This window comes from Nocardia sp. NRRL S-836 (assembly GCF_001279525.1).
In the GTDB taxonomy this organism is placed as follows: domain Bacteria; phylum Actinomycetota; class Actinomycetes; order Mycobacteriales; family Pseudonocardiaceae; genus Lentzea.
In genome coordinates this window covers 1-17,903 of record NZ_LGDY01000131.1, presented here as the reverse complement: position 1 = coordinate 17,903, position 17,903 = coordinate 1, and the positions used below count along the sequence as shown (strand labels likewise).

The window sequence follows — 17,903 nt, the reverse complement described above, 5'->3', positions numbered from 1 at the left end:
GGGGATAGCCTCGTCCTATGGAACTGGAGATCCGCCACCTGCGCGCCATCTGCGCGATCGGTGACGCCGGCAGCCTGTCGCGCGCGGCGACCCAGCTCGGCATCTCCCAGCCCTCGCTCACGACGCTGCTGCAGCGGGTCGAACGCCTGGTCGGCGGCCGGTTGTTCGACCGCGGCCGGGCCGGTGCGGAACCCACGCCGCTGGGTGCGCAGGTGCTCCAGCGCGCGCGGTTGCTGCTGGTCGAGCTGGACGCGTTCGGGGCGTCCGTGGCCGGCCGGGGCGGGCCGGTGCGGTTCGGGTCGGTGCACATGGAGTGCGTGACGGCGTTGTTCACCCGGCTTGAGGAGGCGTTGGAGGACGTCACGCTGTACGTCGACCCGTCGTCCACGGGCCTTGCGCTGGCGTTGGCCAACGGGCACCTGGACGCGGCCGTGATCGCCGTGGACGAGGACGGTGACCTGGGGTTGCCGCGCGGGGTGGCACAACGGGTCGTGGTGCCGTGGGTGCCCGTGCACATCGCACTGCCTGCTTCGCATCCGTTGGCCGAAAGGCCGGAGGTGTCGCTGTCGGACCTGGCCGGTGAGGCGTGGGTGGGGCCGCCCGGTGCCGAGGACGGGTCGCTCACGGCACTGCGGGCGGCGTGCCGGGCGGCGGGGTTCGTGCCGCGGATCCGGTTCGAGGTGCCCAGCGGTGCCGGACGGCAGCTGATCGCGGCGGGCAAGGCGGTGCAGCTGGTCGAGCCGACGTCGCAGGGCGGGCCGGGGGTGGCGGTGCGGCCGCTGGCGGGGGCGCCGATGCGGATGCGGCTGGTGTTCTGCTGGCGGCGGGAGCGGCTGACCTGGGACCAGGCCAGCCGCATGTTCACCGACGTGCTCGCGGCCTACGCCGCCGCCGCGCTGGCCAGCCCGGCGTTCCGGCCGTGGTGGGAGGAGCGCGGCGCGGCCTTCACAGCGAGCTGAGCCAGCCGTACCAGTCGCTGTCGTACCGGGTGCCGATCACGCGCGTCAGGTGGTCGCGCGCACCGGCCCAGTCGCCCGCGCGGTAGTCCGCGAGCACCGCCTGGACGTCGGCGGGGTGCCTCTCGGCCAGGTAGCGGACCGCGAGATAACCCCAGTTGTAGACGCGCTTGGTGTCGTGGTCGTACGTCGTGTCGAAGAGCGCGCTCAACGCGTACGTCTGGTTCTTGGCCTCGGCGATCGCGTCGCCGTAGACCTCGCCGCGGTAGGTGTACGACAGGTACTCGGCGAACCCCTCGATCCACCACACCGTGGGCGTGCGCATGTTCTCGGTGAAGTCGCCGTACATGTCGAACCGGCCGTCGAGGTAGTGGGTGTACTCGTGGTTGAGGTTCCAGATGGCGAACGTCGGCAGCCAGTCGGCCTCGTGCGCGATGAACCGCGCCTGGTTCGCCGCCGGGTCGCCCTCCAGGTACATGCCGCCGTTGTTGGTGTCGATGTCGAACAGCACCCCGGCGTAGGTCCGGTAGTCGCCGGCGGTGTTGAAGACGACGACCTCCAGCGAGGTGTTCCGGTCACCGGCGACCGGGCCGGGGTCGCGGACCACGCGGTGGAACACGGCGTCCTGCCCGGCGAGGCTGGCGCAGGTCTGCCGCAGCTCGGTGGCGGTCATCTGCTGGGCGCGGATCTTGAGCGTGGTGCTGCACGTGTACCTGACGGTCAGCACGCGGCGGTCGATCTTGGCCCTGAAGTCGCAGGTGCCGTAGCGGCCGCAGTTGGCCTTGTCGTACCAGTCGACCATCTCCGCGACGCCCACCCACATCGGCGCGAGCCGGCCGACGACGTCACCGCGTGCCGCCAGGTCGGCCAGCAGCGGCCGCACCGTCGGCTGCAGGACGCCGTGCCGCAGGAACCGGCCGAGCTCGCGGGTCGCGTTCTGGGTGAGGTAGGCGCGGTCGGTGCCGAAGAAGTCCGTGTGCCACACCACGAACCGGTGCAACGCCCGCAGGACCTCCGGGTAGGCCTGCACCGCGGGCACGAACGCCGCGTCGCCGTGGCCGTAGTAGAGCATCACCATCCCGGCGTGCACGGTCGCGTCGTCGGCGGCGGTGTAGTTGTCGAGCACCCTGGTCAGCTCGCGCAGCTCGGCCGGGTAGTCGACGGCGGTCGCCGTGTGGAACGTGGTCTGCGGGCTGTGGTGCAGGGTCCTGGCGATCTCGGGTGGCAGGAGTGGCCCGTGACCGTCGGCCGGGGCGGCTTGTGCCGGTGCCGGGACGAGCAGGGTGGCGATGAGGGCCAGAACGAGGGCAGCTAATCGCATCGGTGTCCTCCGCAGGGGTGTGAGGTGTCCGAAAGCGTCACACCGGCCACGGCCGCGCGAGCATCCCTACCCGGCATAGCTCGCTGCTATGGAAAGCTAGTCGGGTTTGGTGGGCTGCGCGAACACCAGGTGCCGCACGATCGGTGGCTCCTTGGCCAGCTCGCGCGCCACCTCCTGGTTCTGCCGGTCCACGACCGTGCCGCGTTCCAGGTGCTGGCGCAGGTGCTCCTGCCAGGTCGCGATGGTGAAGGTCTCCAGGAACGTGTCCGGCCGCTCGGTGTCGCGGAACAACCCCCACATCGTCGCCCCGGTCCGGCGCCGCGCCCTGCCGACGCGCTGCATCGCGTCGATGAACCGCTCGTGGTTCTCCGGCGCGACCGGCCACTCGACGGTGACCAGCACCGGTCCGGCGTCGCTGTCGTCGTGCTGCGGCGGCTCGTCCCAGTAGGTGGCGGGGGTGACGTCGAGCGGCCGGTCGATGAGCGGCCACCAGCGCGTGGCGGCGAGGGCCAGCACGGCCATCGCGGCGGCGGGCACGATCATGGCCGTCCGCAGGCCGTACGCGTCGGCGATCACGCCCCACACGACCGCACCGAGCGCCTGGCCACCCATGAGGATGAGCTGGTAGTAGGCGAGCGCGCGGGCCCTGGTCCAGGCGGGCAGCAGGACCTGCGCGCTGGCGTTGAACGTGGACAGCGTGGCGATCCAGCAGGCGCCGGTCAGCAGCATCGCGACGACGACCACCGCGAAGTTCGCGGTGAGCACCGAGGTGGTGGTGGCCAGCGCGTAGAGCACCGTCGCACCCAGCACCATGCTGTTCTTGCTCATGCGCTGCAACAGCTTCGGCACCACGAACGCCCCGCCGATCGCCCCCGCGCCGACGCTGCCGAGCAGCACGCCGTAGCCGCTGGCGTCGAGCTGCAACGGTCCACGCGCGATGGCCGGCAGCAACGCCCACAACCCGCTGCCGAACACGATGAACAGCAGCAACCTCGTGAGCACCCGCCGGAACAACGGCGAGCTGGCCACGTACCGCGCACCGGACCGCACCGCCGTCGCGATGTGCTCGGTCCCGAGTGGACGGTGGTCCGACGGCCGCCGCCACCGCCCCAGCACGATCAGCACGCCGAGGAACGACACGGTGTTGAACGCGAACGTCGCCTCCGACCCGGCCACCGCGATCAGCAACCCGCCGAGCGCGGGCCCGATGGCGCGGCCGACGTTCATGTTGACGCCGTTGAGCAACGCGGCCTGTGGAATCTCCTCGCGACTGACCAGCTCCGGCTGGATCGCCTGGAACGACGGCATCGACAACGCCTGGCCCATCGCCATCAGGGCGAGCAGCGCGAGCAGGCTCGACGGGGTCGCCCGGCCGGTGCCGGCCAGCAGCATGAGTCCCGCTGCCCCGGCCAGCATGAGCGCCTGACCGGCTATCAGGACGTGGCGGCGGTCGAGGATGTCACCGAGCGCCCCCGACGGCACCACCAGCAGGAACACCGGCAGGGTCGTGGCCGTCTGCACGAGCGCGACCTGCAGGGCGGTGCCGCCCAGGTCGCCCATGAGCCACTGGGCGCCGACGGTCTGCGCCCACGTTCCGATGTTGCTGGCGAACTGGGCGAGCCACAGGGCCCGGAAGGCGCTGCGGCGCAGGGGTGCCCACGCGGAGACGGTCACACCCCTGATCTTCACACCTCGGCGGACCGAACGCCGACCTGCGCCACCGTCACCGGGTGCCGCACGACCGCCCCGAACAGGTAGCCCTGCGTGTTGTACGGCGTCTCGTCCGGCTGGTCATCGGCTCGCACCCGCAGCACGTGCGCTCCCGGAACCGCCACCCACGGCGCCTGCCACCGCGTCCACCCGCCGCGTGACACCACGGTCGCCCGCCGCCACGTCCGCCCGTCGGTCGACACGGACACCCGCCGCACCCCGCCAGGCCCCCAGGACCGACCGGTCAGCAGGTGCCGCCCCGCGGGCAGCACCGCGTCCCAGGGCAGCTCGAACGCGCTCTTCGTGACCTGAGTCGTGACGAGCGTCCCCTCGGCCGGGTACGAGGGCCCGACCAGCCGGTAGTACTGCGTGTCCCACGGCGAGTCAAGCTCGGTCGTCGACACCTCCAGCGACCCGAGCCACTTGATGCTCGCGATCCCGACCCACCCCGGCACCACCAGCCGCGCCGGGAACCCGTGGTCGGGCGGCAGCGGGGCGCCGTTCATCTCGTAGGCGACCAGCACGTCGTCCAGCGCCTTCGCCACCGGCAGCGGCCGCCGCACCCGCCCGAGGTTCACCCCGCCGGTCACGTACTCGTCGTCCAGCCCCACCGGCAGCACGTCCACCGCCGAGCGGCGCAGGCCGGCCAGGCGCAGCAGCAGTCGCAACGGCACCCCGCGCCACACGGCGTTGCCGACCGCCCCGAGCTTCCACGGCGTCCCGGACACCGCCTGGCCCTGCTGGGTGGTGAAGAAGCTCCGCCCGTTGCCGGCACATTCGATGACCGCTTCCAGTGACACCGACGGCAGGGCCTTCAGGTCCCACAGCGACAACGACAACGGCCGCGTGACGCCGGACCCGGACACCCGCAGCCGCCACGCGGTGGCGTCCACCGACGGTGTCGAGGTGTGGTTGCGCACGAAGAACTTCGACACCGGCGTCAGCGATCCGGTGCCGCGCAACGCCTCCCAGCGCGTCTCGGCGTTCGTGCCGTGCACGACGAAGTCCGACGCGGGCAGTGGTTTCACGATCGCAGGAGTAGCAGCCCACGCCCGGGAAGGCAGCACGGAAAGTCCTGCCGCCAGCAGCACACCGCGTCGGGAGATCATGCGGACGACGGTATCGAGGGCCCGCAAGAGCCGGTCCCACAGAACGGGAAAGCCCTCGTCGGCACCTGACATGGACATCCACACTGGACAGTGGCCCGCGAAATGGACACCGTCCGTTGATCCCATGATCGGTGCAGCGGGTCGCGGACGCCGTGCGTGAGCCGAGGTTCATCGAGTGTGATTTGGAACACATTCTACATCGAACAGGTTTTGTTTCGCCGGTGTGAAAACGTTGTCGAAGCCCGTTCGGGCAGGCGGCCGAGAGCGCTCCCACAACCAGGGCAAACGATCACGCAGGTGATCAGGTGTTCGACCTGGGTGGTCCGTTCGGGCACCGCGGCCCGAATTGTGAACGAGCATCTCAACTGGGTGTTGTCCAGCTGAATCGTCACTCGCTGTCCGGCTTCTCCTCAATACTGCCCGCATGTACATCGTCGGTGACGAAGCGGAGGTCAGGGGCGACGTTCCGCTCCGCGACTCGGTGGGCTCCGGTCAGGTGCGGCTCGACCCGACCGCGGGCGAGGAGCTGCGCAGGCAGCTGCAGCACCAGATCGACCAGGTCGACAGCTGGCTGGAGCAGTCGGGCCACAGCATCGCGCGGCCCGCGCCGCTGGGTGCGAACCCCGTGGGTGACGCCATGCGCGACAAGTTCACCGACCGGGCCGCCGGCGAGCAGCACTCGTTCGTCGGCGTGATGACCGCGTACCGCACGGTGCTGGAACAGACCAGGGCGTCCGTCGTCGAGGCGATCGAGAACTTCACCAGCCTCGACGAGGAGACCCAGGACGAACTCAGGAAACTCACCACCAGCTGATCCACTCCGAAAGCGAGAACGAGCCGGTCATGCCCCCCGAGACCGTCCCGACCGAGAACGAGCCCGTTCTCACCGGCCCGCAGAACTGGGCCTCCCGGTCGCACCAGGAGCTCTACACCGCGGTGCACCACGACAACGACCCCGGCCAGGCCGGTCAGATCGGTTCCGAGTGGGGACGCTACGGCTCCGAGCTCACCGAGGCCGCCCGCGCCATCACCCGGGTCATCACCAACTCGGAGACCGGGTGGACCGGTGACGCCGCCGAAGGCGCCCGTGCCGCGATGAAGAAGCTCTCCGACTGGGTCGACGAGACCGCGCGCACGGCCGTCCAGGTCGGCGACAAGGTCACCGAGCAGGGCCGGGTCATGGAGAACGCGCGCGCCCAGATGCCCGCGCCGGTCCAGTTCGACTGGGACGGGGCCGCCGCCGCGCTGTCGCAGCCGGGCACCGCGGCGTTCGCTCTGGCGACCGCTGACATCGCTGTCGCCAACGCCCAGGCGCGTGCCGCGCACGACCAGGCCGTCACCGTCATGACGACGATGGAGAACAGCTCCCGGCAGATCGACACGTCGACGCCCGCGTTCACGCCGCCGTTCAACCCGAACACCGGCGAGGTCGAGGAGCCGGTGCTCGCCGCCAGGCTCGCGGCCGGAGCGCCCACGTTCGGCAGTGCCGACGCGTTGACGGCCACGCACGCGCAGAGCGCCGCCACGGTTGCCACCGCGCCCACCCCGACCGGTGCGTCCGGTGCGGCTCCGCAGGGCGGCAGCGGCTACCAGCCCGCCGCCGCGAGCTACGCGCCGCAGACCGGTGCGGGTGGCGGCGTCACCATGCCGACTCCGCAGTCGTACCCGTCGTACAGCTCGGGCAGCACGACCACGTCCGGTGCGGCGTACACCCCGCAGCCGCCGCCCACGTACACGCCGCAGCTCCCCCAGGGCGGCAACACCTACACCGGTGGCACCGACCACCGCTCCCCTTTCCCGACCGGCACGCCGTACCTGGGCACGGGTCCCGGCCCGACGCCGCGCACGCCGGTGCCGAACAGCCTCACCAGCCCCGGCAACCAGCTGCCGAAGGACACCACCCTGCCGAGGGGCACGACCCCGCCGATCGGAACGGGCCCCGGTGGACCCGGCGGCCCCGGTGGCGGCTCGTCGGCGTTCAAGGGCGGTGCGGTGCCGAACCTCGGTGGCGGCGGCGCGGGTGCCGGTGCGTTCGGCGGCGGCCTCGGTGGTGCCGGTGGTGCGGGTGCGGTGCAGGCCGGAGGCGCGGCGGGTGTGCAGAACCAGCCCGGTGGCCGTCCCGGCGTGCCGATGGCCGCGCCCGGTGGCGCGACGGCGGCCGGAGCCGGCACGGGCGGCGCCCCGATGGGTGGTCCGCAGGGCGGCAAGGGTGAGGACGACAAGGAACACAGGTCCGCCGGCTACATCATGGGCGGTGACCTGTTCGACATGCCCGGCGCGGACCTGCCGCCGTCGGTCATCGGTGCTGCCAAGACGAAGAAGAAGGGGCTCGAGCCGTCGTGATCTCGCCTGAGTACCTGTTGTCCGCCCGTGAGTTCGAGGTGCTGTGGCAGTCGCTGCGCCTCGGCCGGATGCCGTACCCCCTGGACGTGCCCAGCGCGGGTGACACCGAGTCCGAACGCAAGGCGTTGCAGGACAGGACGCTCGCCGCGCTGCGGGACAGGGGTCTCGCGGGCGACCGGCGGCTGGAGGACCTCCTGCGGCTGCTGAGCGACCACGAGGTGTCCGTGGACGCGGTGGCCGGCCTCGACCGGCCGCTGCGGGCGCTCGCGGCGGCCGACGGTGAGCAGGGCGTGCTGGCGATCATCGACGACGAGCAGGTCGGCCTGGTGGAGATCAGGCCGACCGGGCTGGCGCGCGAGATCGTGCGGATGCTGCCCGACGGCGGCCCCGGCCCCGGCAACTCGCTGTCCATCAGGGCGGCGACGCTGCAGGAGGCCGTCGCCCTGCAGGAGGCGGAGGACGACGAGGACTCCGAGGACCCGTGGGGCGCCGCCGACGAGGACATGGACGACCAGCAGGCGTTGCAACGCGCCGGTCTGTCCTCTCAGGACGCCCGCCAGCTGGAGGAGCTGGCGTCCAACCGCGTCGCGGGCGGTCAGTTCGGTGTGACGCACCGCCGCGAACGCTCCAGCGTCGTCATCAACTGGTTCGACACCCACCAGGGCCGTTACCTGGTGGTGAACTCCGACGGGTGGCTGAGCCTCTCGCCGACCGACAACGACCGCATCGCGACGCGCATCGACGCGGTGCTGGCATGAGAGGAATTCCGTGGATCCGTTGGCTCCCTTAGACGGACGCCGGCTGGCCGGGGTGGACCCGGACCGCTGGGTGCAGGACATGGAGGCGAAGATCGCCGACCTGTCCGCGAAGTCGGCGCAGCTGCGCGACGACCTGACGAACTCGTCGGCGACCGTGCTGTCCAAGGACCACGCGGTGCAGGTGACGATCGCGCCGACCGGTGCGCTGCAGAACCTGCAGCTCACCGACCACGCGGCCGGCATGAGCCCGCAGCGGCTGCAGGCCTCGATCATGGAGGCGGTCGCGAAGGGCCAGCGCGCCGCCTCCGAGAGGATGGTCGAGGCGTTCGCCCCGATCGGCGTGGGCACCGAGTCGATGGACCTCGTGCTGTCCTACCTCCCCCCGCCCGTGGAGGACGAGGTGGAGGACTACGACCACGACCGGTACGACGAGTACGCCGAGGAGGAGCCCGCTCCCCCGCAGCAGGCACCGCCCGCGTGGCCCCAGGCGGGTCCGCCCGCACCGCAGGCGCCTCCCGCGCGCCGGCCGCGGCCCGCACACGACGACGACGATGACGAGGACGGCCAGCCGTGGTGACCACTTCCGTTCGAGGGGGCCTCCGATGACGGGCGCGTTCGCCGTATCACCGGACGACCTCAAGACGTTCGCGAACAACCTCGACACGCTCGTCAGCGAGCTGGAGACGTCGAAGAACGTCCTCGGCGGCGTCCACTTCGACCCGCTGGTGTTCGGCATCGTCGGCCAGATCTTCGCCGCCGCCGCGCGCGTCGAGGTGAAGAAGGCCGAGGAGTGCATCGCCAAGTACGAGTCGGGGTTGCGTGAGGCCGCGAAGAACACGCGCCTGACCGCGGACACCTACACCGGCACCGACCAGGGCAACACCCAGACGTTCAGCGGAGGCGCGTGATGGTGCAGGGCCTCACCTGGACCCCCGGCTTCGGCGAGGGCACGGAGTTCAACGACGGTTTCTCCGGCGCCGGCATGCTCGACACGATCATGGGCCTGAAGAAGGCGGTCGACGACAACGACAAGGCCGCGACCGCCGCGTACAGCGTCGGTCTGGCGTTCGACGTCGTCGGGGCCGCGCTGAACCCGCTGGGCGCGGTGATCGGTGCCGGTGTCGGCTGGCTGATCGACCACATCGCGTTCCTCCGCGAGCCGCTCGACCTGCTGGTGGGCGACAACATCGCCATCCGGCAGGAGACCGAGAAGGTCAAGGAGGACGCCAAGAAGTACGAGGGCATCGCCACCACCCACCTCAACGCGCTGAAGAAGCTCGACGGCTGGATGGGCGAGACCGCCGACCGCTTCCGCGCCTCGATGGCGCAGGTCGCCAAGGAGATGGAGGCGATCGGTTCGTCGATCAACTCCTCCGCGAAGCTCATGGCGACCATGGGCGCGTGCGTCACCGCCGTGCGTTCGCTGGTCCGCGACATCATCGCCATGGTGATCGGCAACCTGATCGGTGGCGCCCTGATCGCCGCCGGTCTGGCACCCATCACCTTCGGCGCCTCGATCGTCGCGTTCGTCGGCACCGCGGTCGCCACCGCCCTGGAGGCGCTCGCCCGGATCATGCGCCACGTCACCAAGCTCAAGTCGGTCCTGTCGTCGTCCGCGAAGTCCGCGGACGACCTCGGCGAGGCGCTGGTGAAGCTGTCCGACGACGCCGCGCGCTTCGGCAAGGGCGGCGGCTCGGCCGACGTCCCGACCCCGCCGCCGGTGAAGGGCCCGACCACGGACGCGCCGACGCCGTCCGGCGCCTCGGGCGGCCCGAAGCCGTCCGGTGGCACCGACGCCCCGCCCGTGCAGAAGCCGCCGGAGGTCAACGGCGGCGGCGCTGGTGGTTCCAAGCCTCCGGGCACCGACGCACCGCCCGTCCAGAAACCGCCGGAGGTCAACGGCGGCAGCGGTGCCGGCGGATCCAAGCCGCCCGGCACCGACGCACCGCCCGTCCAGAAACCGCCGGAGGTCAACGGCGGCAGCGGTGCCGGCGGATCCAAGCCGCCCGGCACCGACGCACCACCCGTCCAGAAACCGCCGGACGTCGACGCACCGCCGGCGACCAAGCCGCCGGAGACCGGTGGCGGCAACACCGGCACGTCCGGTGTGAAGCCGCCGGAGCTCCCGCCGGTCAAGGACCTGCCGCAACCGCCTCCGCCCGCGGTCCTCAAGCCGCCGGCGGACGTGCCGGTGCCCCCGCCGCTGCCCGGTGGCGGCATGGGCGGCGGCGCGAAGCCGCCGACCGGCATCAAGCCGAGCGACCTGCCGCAGCCACCCCCGCCCGCGGTCGTCAAACCGCCGAAGGACAACCCGCTGCCGCCCGGCGCTGGCTCCGGCACGCCGAAGCCGGACACGCCGCCACCCGCGCTGCCGAAGCCGGACGACGTCACGCCGAAGCCGCTGCCCAAGCCGGACGACGCGGCGCCCAAGCCGCCCGGCGCGGACACGGGCGCCCCGAAGCCGCCCGGCGCGGACACAGGCGCCCCCAAGCCGCCCGGCGCGGACACAGGCGCCCCCAAGCCGCCCGGCGCCGACACCGGCGCGCCCAAGCCACCCGGCACGGACGCACCCGGCGGCTCCGGCGGCGCGAGCCCCAAGCCGGACGACGCGGCGCCCAAGCCGCCCGGTGCGGACACGGGTGCCCCGAAGCCGCCCGGCGCGGACACGGGTGCCCCAAAGCCGCCTGGCGTCGACACCGGCGGACCCAAGCCGCCCAGCACGGACGCCCCCGGCGGTTCCGGCGCGCCCAAGCCCGACGATGCGGCCCCCAAACCGCCGGGCACGGACGCTCCCGGCGCCCCGAAGCCCGACGACGCGGCACCGAAGCCCCCCGGCTCCGATGCCCCCGGCGCGCCCAAGCCCGACGACGCGGCCCCCAAGCCACCCGGCACGGACGCCCCCGGCACCGGTGGCGCGGGTGGCCAGAAGCCGCCGTTCTCCTGGGCCGAGGTCAAGAACCACGTCGACGACCTCAGCAAGTACGGCAAGGAGCACCTGGAGAACGTGCTCACCACGAAGTTCGGCAAGACCCCCGAGGAGGCCGCCGGCATCAGCCAGTGGATCAAGAACTTCGAGGAGCTCGCCGCGCCGGGTGGTCACTTCACGGTCGCGGGCAAGGCGTTCGCGTCGGGCAGCGCGCTGCACATGGTCCACGAGCTCTGGAAGGAGCTCGCCGCCGACCAGCACTCGCAGAAGCAGGACGCCGGCTATCTCGGTGACCTGAAGGAGTACAACGCCCAGCACTGACGGATGCACCGGACGCGGGCGTCTCCCCTGGGGAGGCGCCCGCGTCCGGCTGTCTCTAGCCAACCGAACGGGTGATAGGGGACGATGTGCGTGAGACCGCCCACAGCGCACCCGACGTGGCCTTATTCCCCGATGTGATTTAGACCACACCGACCTCGGGTCAAGGTCCGTTCCGGTGATGTGAACAGAGATCATGAGCCCGTTCGGGCAGTTACCGGAGAGCGCTCCCACAACCTGGGCAAACGATCTTCCCGATCATCGTCGTTCACCTGTTCGTGGCCCGTTTGACTGTGTCGCAACGCATTGTGAACGTTGGTCTCAATTGGCAAAACAGCCGGTGGAAGGTGCGCATTGCCCGCCGGAACACTCAATAATGCCCGCATGTACATCGTCGGTGACAACGACGCTGTCGCACTCCGCGACACCGTCAGCTCGGGTCAGGTGCAAATCGACCCGACCGCGGGCGAAGAGCTGCGCAAGCAGCTGCAGGCCCAGATCGACCAGGTCGACTCGTGGCTCGAACGGTCGAAGTCCAGCATCACGCGTCCGGTGCCCCTGGGCGCGAACCCGGTCGGCGACGCCATGCGCGACAAGTTCACCCATCGGGCCGAGGGTGAGCAGTACTCGTTCGTCAGCGTCATGACCGCGTACCGCACCGTGCTCGAGCAGACGAAGAACTCGGTCATCGAGGCGATCGAGAACTTCACCAAGCTCGACGAGGAAACCCAGGCCGAACTGAAGAAGCTCACGAACAGCTGAACGTCTGAGCTGTCACCGACGCGAGAGGCGAGCCGGTCATGCCCCCCGAGACCGACGCGATCGACATCGAGAACAAGCCGGTCCTCACGGACCCGCAGAACTGGGCGGCGCGCTCGCACCAAGAGCTGTTCGCCGCCGTGCACAACAACAACGACCCCGGTCAGGCCGGCGAGATCGGCCACGAGTGGGGCAAGTACGGCAGCGAGCTGACCGAGGCCTCGCGCGCGATCGGCCAGGTCATCACGAACTCCGAGTCCAAGTGGACCGGTGACGCCGCCGACGGTGCCCGCGCCGCGATGAAGAAGCTCGCGGACTGGGTCGACGAGACCGCGCGCACCGCCGTCGAGCTCGGCAACAAGGTCGCCGAGCAGGGCCGCGTCATGGAGACCGCCCGCGCGCAGATGCCGCAGCCGGTCCAGTTCGACTGGAACGCTGCCGCCGCCGCGCTCTCCCAGCCCGGTACGCCCGCCTTCGTGCTGGCGTCGGCTGACATCGCCGCCGCGAACGCCGCGTCCCGTGCCGCGCACGAGCAGGCCATCACCGTGATGACGACGATGGAGAACAGCTCGCGGCAGATCGACACGACGACGCCGACGTTCAAGCCCCCGTTCAACCCCGTCACCGGTGAGGTCGAGCAGCCGGTCTCGACGGTGCACATGATGTCCGGCGCGCCCACGCTGCAGGGCGCCGACGGTCTCATGACCACGAGCTCCGCGGGTGGCGCCGGCACGGCCACCGCGCCCACCCCCACGGGTGCCTCCGGTGGCGTTCCGGCCGCCGGTGGTGTTCCGGTGGGCGGCAACGTGAACGCACCCGCCGCGGCCGCGTACACGCCGTCGGCCCCCGGCTACGTCGACCCGGCGGCTGTCGGTGCCGGTGGCGGCGCCGGTGGTGGCGGCGGGAGCTACACCCCGCAGATGCCGAACTACAACCCCGGCAACACCAACGTGGCGGCCGCGAGCTACACGCCGACCGCGCCGGGTTACACGCCGCCGCCCAACCTCAGCAGCACCTACCCCAGCGGCGGCGGCAACAGCTACACGCCGCAGTTCCCGGCCGGTGGCACGCCGTACCCCGGCATGGGCCCCGGCTCGACGCCGCGCCCGAACAACACGTCGTACAACCCGAACATCCCGAAGGTGCCCGTCGTCGGCAAGGACATCCCGAACCCGAACTACACGCCGCAGAACCCGAACTCGCTCAAGGGCGTGGCGCCCGGAATGCCCGGTGCGGGCGGTCCTGGCGGGGGTGCCGGTGGTGGTGGCGGCGCCGGAGGTGGCGGCGCGGCCGGCTTCAAGGGCGGCGCGATGCCGAACTTCGGCGGCGGTGGCGCGGGTGGCGGTGCCTTCGGTGCCGGTGGCGCCGGTGGTGCCGGGTCGATGCAGGCCGGTGGCGCGGCGGGCGTGCAGGGCCAGCCCGGTGCGCGTCCCGGCATGCCGATGGGCATGAGCGGGCCCGGTGGCGCCGCGGCCGCCGGTGCGATGGGTGGCGCGCCGATGGGTGGTGCCCCGCACGGTGGCGGCAAGGACGAGGACAAGGAACACCGCTCGGCGAGCTACATCATGGGCGGCGACCTGTTCGAGGTGCCGGGTGAGAACCTGCCGCCGTCGGTGATCGGCGCCGCGAAGCCGAAGAAGCAGAAGGGCGCCGAAACGCCGTGATCACGCCCGAGTACCTGCTCACGCCGCTGGAGTTCGACATCCTGTGGCACGAGCTGCGGCTGGGCCGGATGCCGTACCCGCTGGACGTGCCCAGCGAGGGGGACACCGAGCAGGAACGCCGGGTGCTGCGCGACCGGACGCTGGCGGAGCTCCGCCGGCGCGGTCTGCACGGCGACGAGCGCCTGGAGGGCTTCCTGCGGCTGCTCGACGACCACGAGGTGTCGGTCGACGCCGTCGTGGGCCTGGACCGGACGGTGCGGGCGCTGGCCGCGTCCGACCGCCAGCGGGCCGTGCTCGCGATCATCGACGACGGCCGGGTCGGCTTCGCGGAGATCCGCGAGACCGGCCTGGCGCGCGAGATCGTGCGGGTGCTGCCCGACGGTGAGCCCGGTCCCGGCACGGCCTTGTCGGTGCGGGTGGAGCAGCTGCACCGGGCCGTGGCGATCCAGGAGGCCGAGGCGGGCAAGGAGTCCGACGACCCCTGGGGCGAGGACGAGGTCGACGAGAAGCAGGCGCTGGTGCGGGCGGGACTGTCCGCGAAGGACGCGACGCAGGTGGGTGAGCTCGCGGCCAACCGGGTCGCGGGCGGCCAGTTCGGCGTGACGCAGGGGCGGCAGCGCGCCGACGTCGTGATCAACTGGTTCGACACGCACGAGGGCCGCTACCTGATGGTCAACTCGGACGGCTGGCTCAGCCTCTCGCCGACCGACAACGGCCGCATCGCCACTCGAATCGACGCCGTGCTCGCGTAGAGCACGCACCGCGCAATCACCGCCGCCGGAGGACGTTGTGGTCAACCCCGCGAACCCGACCCAGTGGGTCGAGGAGTACGAGGCCAAGCTGGCCGACCTGAAGAAGAAGTCCGAGGACCTCGAGGAGAACTTCGCCAACGCGAGCGCGACCGTCCAGTCGAAGGACGGCGCCGTGACGGTGACCGTGGGCCCCAACGGCGGCCTGCAGAACCTCGTGCTCGGGCACCGCGCGGTGGAGCTGGGCGCGCCCCGGCTCACCGCGTTGATCCTGGAGACCGCGCGCAAGGCCCAGAAGCAGGCCGCGCACCAGGTCCTGGAGCTGTTCAAGCCGCTCGGCGAGGGCACCGAGGCCTACCGGATGGTCTCCGACGCCATCCCGCAGGACGACGAGGTCGACGAGACCGACGAGTACGACGAGATCGAGGAAGCCGCGCCGGAACCCGCGCCCGCTCCCCCGGTCGCGAAGCCCGCCGCGCCCGCGCAGCCGGCTCCCGTCCGAGGCCGCAGCCGTGCGGCGGACGACGAAGACGACGACGACAACCAGCCGTGGTGACCGAAAGCAGGAGCAGCAATGCCTGAAACCCCCATCTCGTCGCCTCCCGGGATGAACATCACCGAGGAGAACAAGCTCAAGGGCTCGCTGTTCATCGAGGCCTACGGCAGCCTGATCGACGGAATCGGCAAGGACGCGGAGTCGGAGGCCGAGAAGGCGCTGGACATCACGTTCAACGCGATCGGTGCCGCGTCGGCCACGGTGATGCTCGCGATCGACCCGCTGGGCAGCCTCTTCGGCGCCGGTGTCGGCTGGCTGATCGAGCACGTGTCGTTCCTGCGCGACGCCCTGAACCAACTCATGGGCAACCCGGAGGAGATCCAGGCCAACGTCGAGGCGACCAAGGCCCGTGCCGCCGAGCTGCGCGTGCTGGCCGAGGACCACAAGAGCGGCCTGGCGACGTTCGACGGCTGGACCGGTGAGTCCTCCGAGCGGTTCAAGACGTCGATGGACGGCATGTACCAGGAGCTCGACGACCTGGCCAACGCCGTGGAGACCAAGGCCAAGATCACCGCGATCATGGGCATGCTGGTCACGGTGCTGCGCGACATCGTCCGCGACCTGATCGCCCAGCTGATCGGTTCGCTGATCGGTGGCGCCCTGATCGCCGTCGCCACGATGATCCCGACCTTCGGTGCCTCGATCCCGGCCTTCATCGGCTTCGCGGTCGGCAAGGCCGTCGCGCTGGGCGTGAACATCGCCTCGCGCGTCGCCCGCGTCGTCGCGGCGCTGGGCCGGCAGATGAAGCGCATCGGCGACCTGGACGACATCATGGCGAAGGTGAGCAAGGGCTGGGAGCGGTTCGAGAACACCGCCGACGTCGCCGAGATCACCTACGAGGGCGTGAAGGCCTCGAAGGACGTCGACAAGAAGATCGACGAAGCCCTGCAGAAGTAGCCGCGTGCCGGGATCCCGCCTCTGCGGGGTCCCGGCTCCGCTGGTTTCGGTGACTTGGAGAAGACCCGCTCATGGCCAAGGGGAACGTCAATCCCAACCCGTCGCCGAACCCATCGGCGAACCCGACGCCGCCCCCTTCGGCGCCACCGACGACCGGAACCGGCGGTGGCGGGCCCACCGGCAACACCGGCTTCTCCATGAACGACTCCTCGATGCAGGGGTTGCAGAGCAAAGCCGGTGACTTCCAGTCCCGCCTGTCCGGCATCGCGAGCGGCCTGCGCGGCCTGAGCTTCTCCGGCAACGCCCTGGGCCCCATCGGCCTGTTCGCCGTGCCCGCGCTGAACAACTCGAACGAGAACGCCGTCTCGCAGGCCGACCGCGGCGCGAAGGCGTTCGGCGACGTGCAGGCCGGCATCAAGGCGACGCACCAGACGCACGTCAACGCCGACACCTCCAACAGCTCGGCGCTCAAGTCGATCGACACCTCCACCAACGCCAAGCCGCCACCCGGCGCGGGCGTCACGGACTTCTCGAAGCCCGCCCCCGGCGGCCCCAACGCCAAGGGCCCCGACGCGATCAAGGGCGGCGGCGTCAACGTGCCGCCCGCCTCTGGCCAGACCGGCCCGAAGGCGCAGGGGCCGGGGTCGATCAAGGGTGGTGGCGTCAACGTCCCCACGGGCGGCAAGGGTCCCGGCGGTCCGTCCGTCGGCGCCGCACCGACCGTCAAGGGCGGCGGAGCCAACGTCCCCACCGGCGGCAAGGGTGTCGGCGGCCCGTCCGTCGGCGCCGCACCCACCGTGAAGGGCGGCGGGGCCAACGTTCCCACCGGCAGCAAGGGTCCTGGCGGTTCCTCCGTCGGTGCCGCACCGACCGTGAAGGGCGGCGGCGCCACCATCCCGACCGGCGGCAAGGGTGTCGGCGGCCCGTCCGTCGGCGCCGCACCCACCGTGAAGGGCGGCGGGGTGAACCTGCCCACCGGTCCGTCCGGTGTGGGCGGTCCGTCCGTCGGTGCCGCACCGACCGTCAAGGGCGGCGGAACCAACGTCCCCACCGGCGGCAAGGGCCCCGGCGGATCCTCCGTCGGCGCCGCGCCCACCGTGAAGGGCGGCGGCGCCACCATCCCGACCGGCGGCGGCAAGGGCGTCGGCGGTCCCGGCTTCGTGCCCCCGCCCGCGGTCGGCGGCACCCCCGGCGCGACCGGCGGCAAGCCCGGCACCACCGGCGGCCCTGGCAAGGGCGTCGGCCCGGTCCCCGGCATCACCGGCGGCACCGCGGGCAGCCCCAAACCCGGCAGCGGCACGGTCGGCGGCGCCCCGATCGGCACACCCCCACCCGTCGGCGGCAAGGGCGGCGGCAACATCCCGTCAACCGGCGGCAGCACCCCGGGCCTGCCCGGCGGCAAGCCCGGTGCTTCGGTACCGGGCCCGTCGAGTGCCGTGAACTCCCCCGCCACCGGCGGCGGCCGCGGCTTCACCCCACCCCCGTCAACGGGCAACCCGGCCACCGGCACCCCCATGGCCCCCGGCGCGGGCCCGATGGGCGGCGGCGGCGCCAACGCGGGCGGCACCGACCGTTCGAGCAAGTTCGGCGGCGGCGGCACCCCGAAGGGCATCTTCGACGCCCCGAAACCCGGCACCCCCGACAGCACCATCACCAAGGCCCCGCCGTCGTCGGCCTCCACGCCACCCCCGGCCCCGAAGCCCACGATCACCGCACCCGGCACGCCCGGTGCAACGCCGTCGTCGCCGAAGCCGACCGTCCCGGGTTCGCCGGGTTCGACGCCCGGCACGTCCGGCACGCCTGGCTCGACGCCAGGTGCCACGCCTCCGCCGTCGGC

The 17,903-nt window shown here is 71.8% G+C and carries 15 protein-coding genes and 1 pseudogene; 13 read left to right on the top strand and 3 right to left on the bottom strand.

What is annotated here, in order from left to right:
- Positions 1–17 precede the first annotated feature (17 nt).
- Positions 18–959: a LysR family transcriptional regulator gene (locus ADL03_RS36235; protein ID WP_053738138.1), complete on the top strand. Its 942-nt coding sequence runs from the start codon at positions 18–20 to the stop codon at positions 957–959.
- On the opposite strand, the gene ADL03_RS36230 is transcribed toward ADL03_RS36235, so the two are convergent.
- The 3 genes from ADL03_RS36230 to ADL03_RS36220 form a co-directional block, all read right to left on the bottom strand.
- Positions 946–2,277: a collagenase gene (locus ADL03_RS36230; RefSeq protein ID WP_053738137.1), complete on the bottom strand. Its 1,332-nt coding sequence runs from the start codon at positions 2,275–2,277 to the stop codon at positions 946–948. The two genes, ADL03_RS36235 and ADL03_RS36230, sit on opposite strands and share 14 nt — an antisense overlap.
- 96 nt (positions 2,278–2,373) lie before the next feature.
- Positions 2,374–3,951 carry an MFS transporter gene (locus ADL03_RS36225; RefSeq protein ID WP_053738163.1) on the bottom strand — a complete coding sequence of 526 codons (1,578 nt, stop codon included), beginning with the start codon at positions 3,949–3,951 and terminating at the stop codon, positions 2,374–2,376.
- Between the two features lie 11 nt (positions 3,952–3,962).
- Positions 3,963–5,096: a molybdopterin-dependent oxidoreductase gene (locus tag ADL03_RS36220; protein WP_231642716.1), complete on the bottom strand. Its 1,134-nt coding sequence runs from the start codon at positions 5,094–5,096 to the stop codon at positions 3,963–3,965.
- Between the two features lie 424 nt (positions 5,097–5,520).
- On the opposite strand from ADL03_RS36220, the gene ADL03_RS36215 reads away from it, so the two are divergent.
- The 12 genes and pseudogenes from ADL03_RS36215 to ADL03_RS36160 form a co-directional block, all read left to right on the top strand.
- Positions 5,521–5,910: a hypothetical protein gene (locus ADL03_RS36215; protein ID WP_053738135.1), complete on the top strand. Its 390-nt coding sequence runs from the start codon at positions 5,521–5,523 to the stop codon at positions 5,908–5,910.
- Between the two features lie 29 nt (positions 5,911–5,939).
- Complete coding sequence (locus ADL03_RS36210) at positions 5,940–7,439, top strand: WXG100 family type VII secretion target (protein WP_053738134.1); 1,500 nt, start codon at positions 5,940–5,942, stop codon at positions 7,437–7,439.
- Positions 7,436–8,197 carry an ESX secretion-associated protein EspG gene (locus ADL03_RS36205; protein WP_053738133.1) on the top strand — a complete coding sequence of 254 codons (762 nt, stop codon included), beginning with the start codon at positions 7,436–7,438 and terminating at the stop codon, positions 8,195–8,197. The genes ADL03_RS36210 and ADL03_RS36205 overlap by 4 nt, the downstream gene beginning before the upstream one ends.
- Positions 8,198–8,216: 19 nt before the next feature.
- Positions 8,217–8,774 (top strand): YbaB/EbfC family nucleoid-associated protein, encoded by a 558-nt coding sequence (locus ADL03_RS36200; protein WP_157529606.1) that lies wholly within the window; start codon positions 8,217–8,219, stop codon positions 8,772–8,774.
- A 25-nt stretch (positions 8,775–8,799) separates the two neighbouring features.
- Positions 8,800–9,105, top strand: coding sequence for a type VII secretion target (locus ADL03_RS36195; protein ID WP_053738131.1), 306 nt, complete (start codon positions 8,800–8,802; stop codon positions 9,103–9,105).
- The gene (locus ADL03_RS36190) at positions 9,105–11,444 is read left to right on the top strand and encodes a WXG100 family type VII secretion target (protein ID WP_053738130.1); all 2,340 of its coding nucleotides are present in this window, start codon (positions 9,105–9,107) and stop codon (positions 11,442–11,444) included. The genes ADL03_RS36195 and ADL03_RS36190 overlap by 1 nt, the downstream gene beginning before the upstream one ends.
- A 381-nt stretch (positions 11,445–11,825) precedes the next feature.
- Positions 11,826–12,203, top strand: a complete 378-nt coding sequence (locus ADL03_RS36185; protein WP_053738129.1) for a hypothetical protein — start codon at positions 11,826–11,828, stop codon at positions 12,201–12,203.
- 38 nt (positions 12,204–12,241) lie between these two features.
- Entirely contained in the window at positions 12,242–13,864 is a 1,623-nt protein-coding gene (locus ADL03_RS50580) for a PPE domain-containing protein (RefSeq protein ID WP_053738128.1), read from the top strand.
- The gene (locus ADL03_RS36175; RefSeq protein WP_053738127.1) at positions 13,861–14,616 is read left to right on the top strand and encodes an ESX secretion-associated protein EspG; all 756 of its coding nucleotides are present in this window, start codon (positions 13,861–13,863) and stop codon (positions 14,614–14,616) included. The genes ADL03_RS50580 and ADL03_RS36175 overlap by 4 nt, the downstream gene beginning before the upstream one ends.
- A gap of 37 nt (positions 14,617–14,653) precedes the next feature.
- On the top strand, positions 14,654–15,169 hold the full coding sequence (locus tag ADL03_RS36170) for a YbaB/EbfC family nucleoid-associated protein (RefSeq protein ID WP_053738126.1): 516 nt from the start codon (positions 14,654–14,656) through the stop codon (positions 15,167–15,169).
- A gap of 18 nt (positions 15,170–15,187) precedes the next feature.
- On the top strand, positions 15,188–16,066 hold the full coding sequence (locus ADL03_RS36165; protein WP_157529605.1) for a WXG100 family type VII secretion target: 879 nt from the start codon (positions 15,188–15,190) through the stop codon (positions 16,064–16,066).
- 71 nt (positions 16,067–16,137) lie between these two features.
- A pseudogene (locus ADL03_RS36160) lies at positions 16,138–17,903 on the top strand (hypothetical protein); the annotation flags it as partial.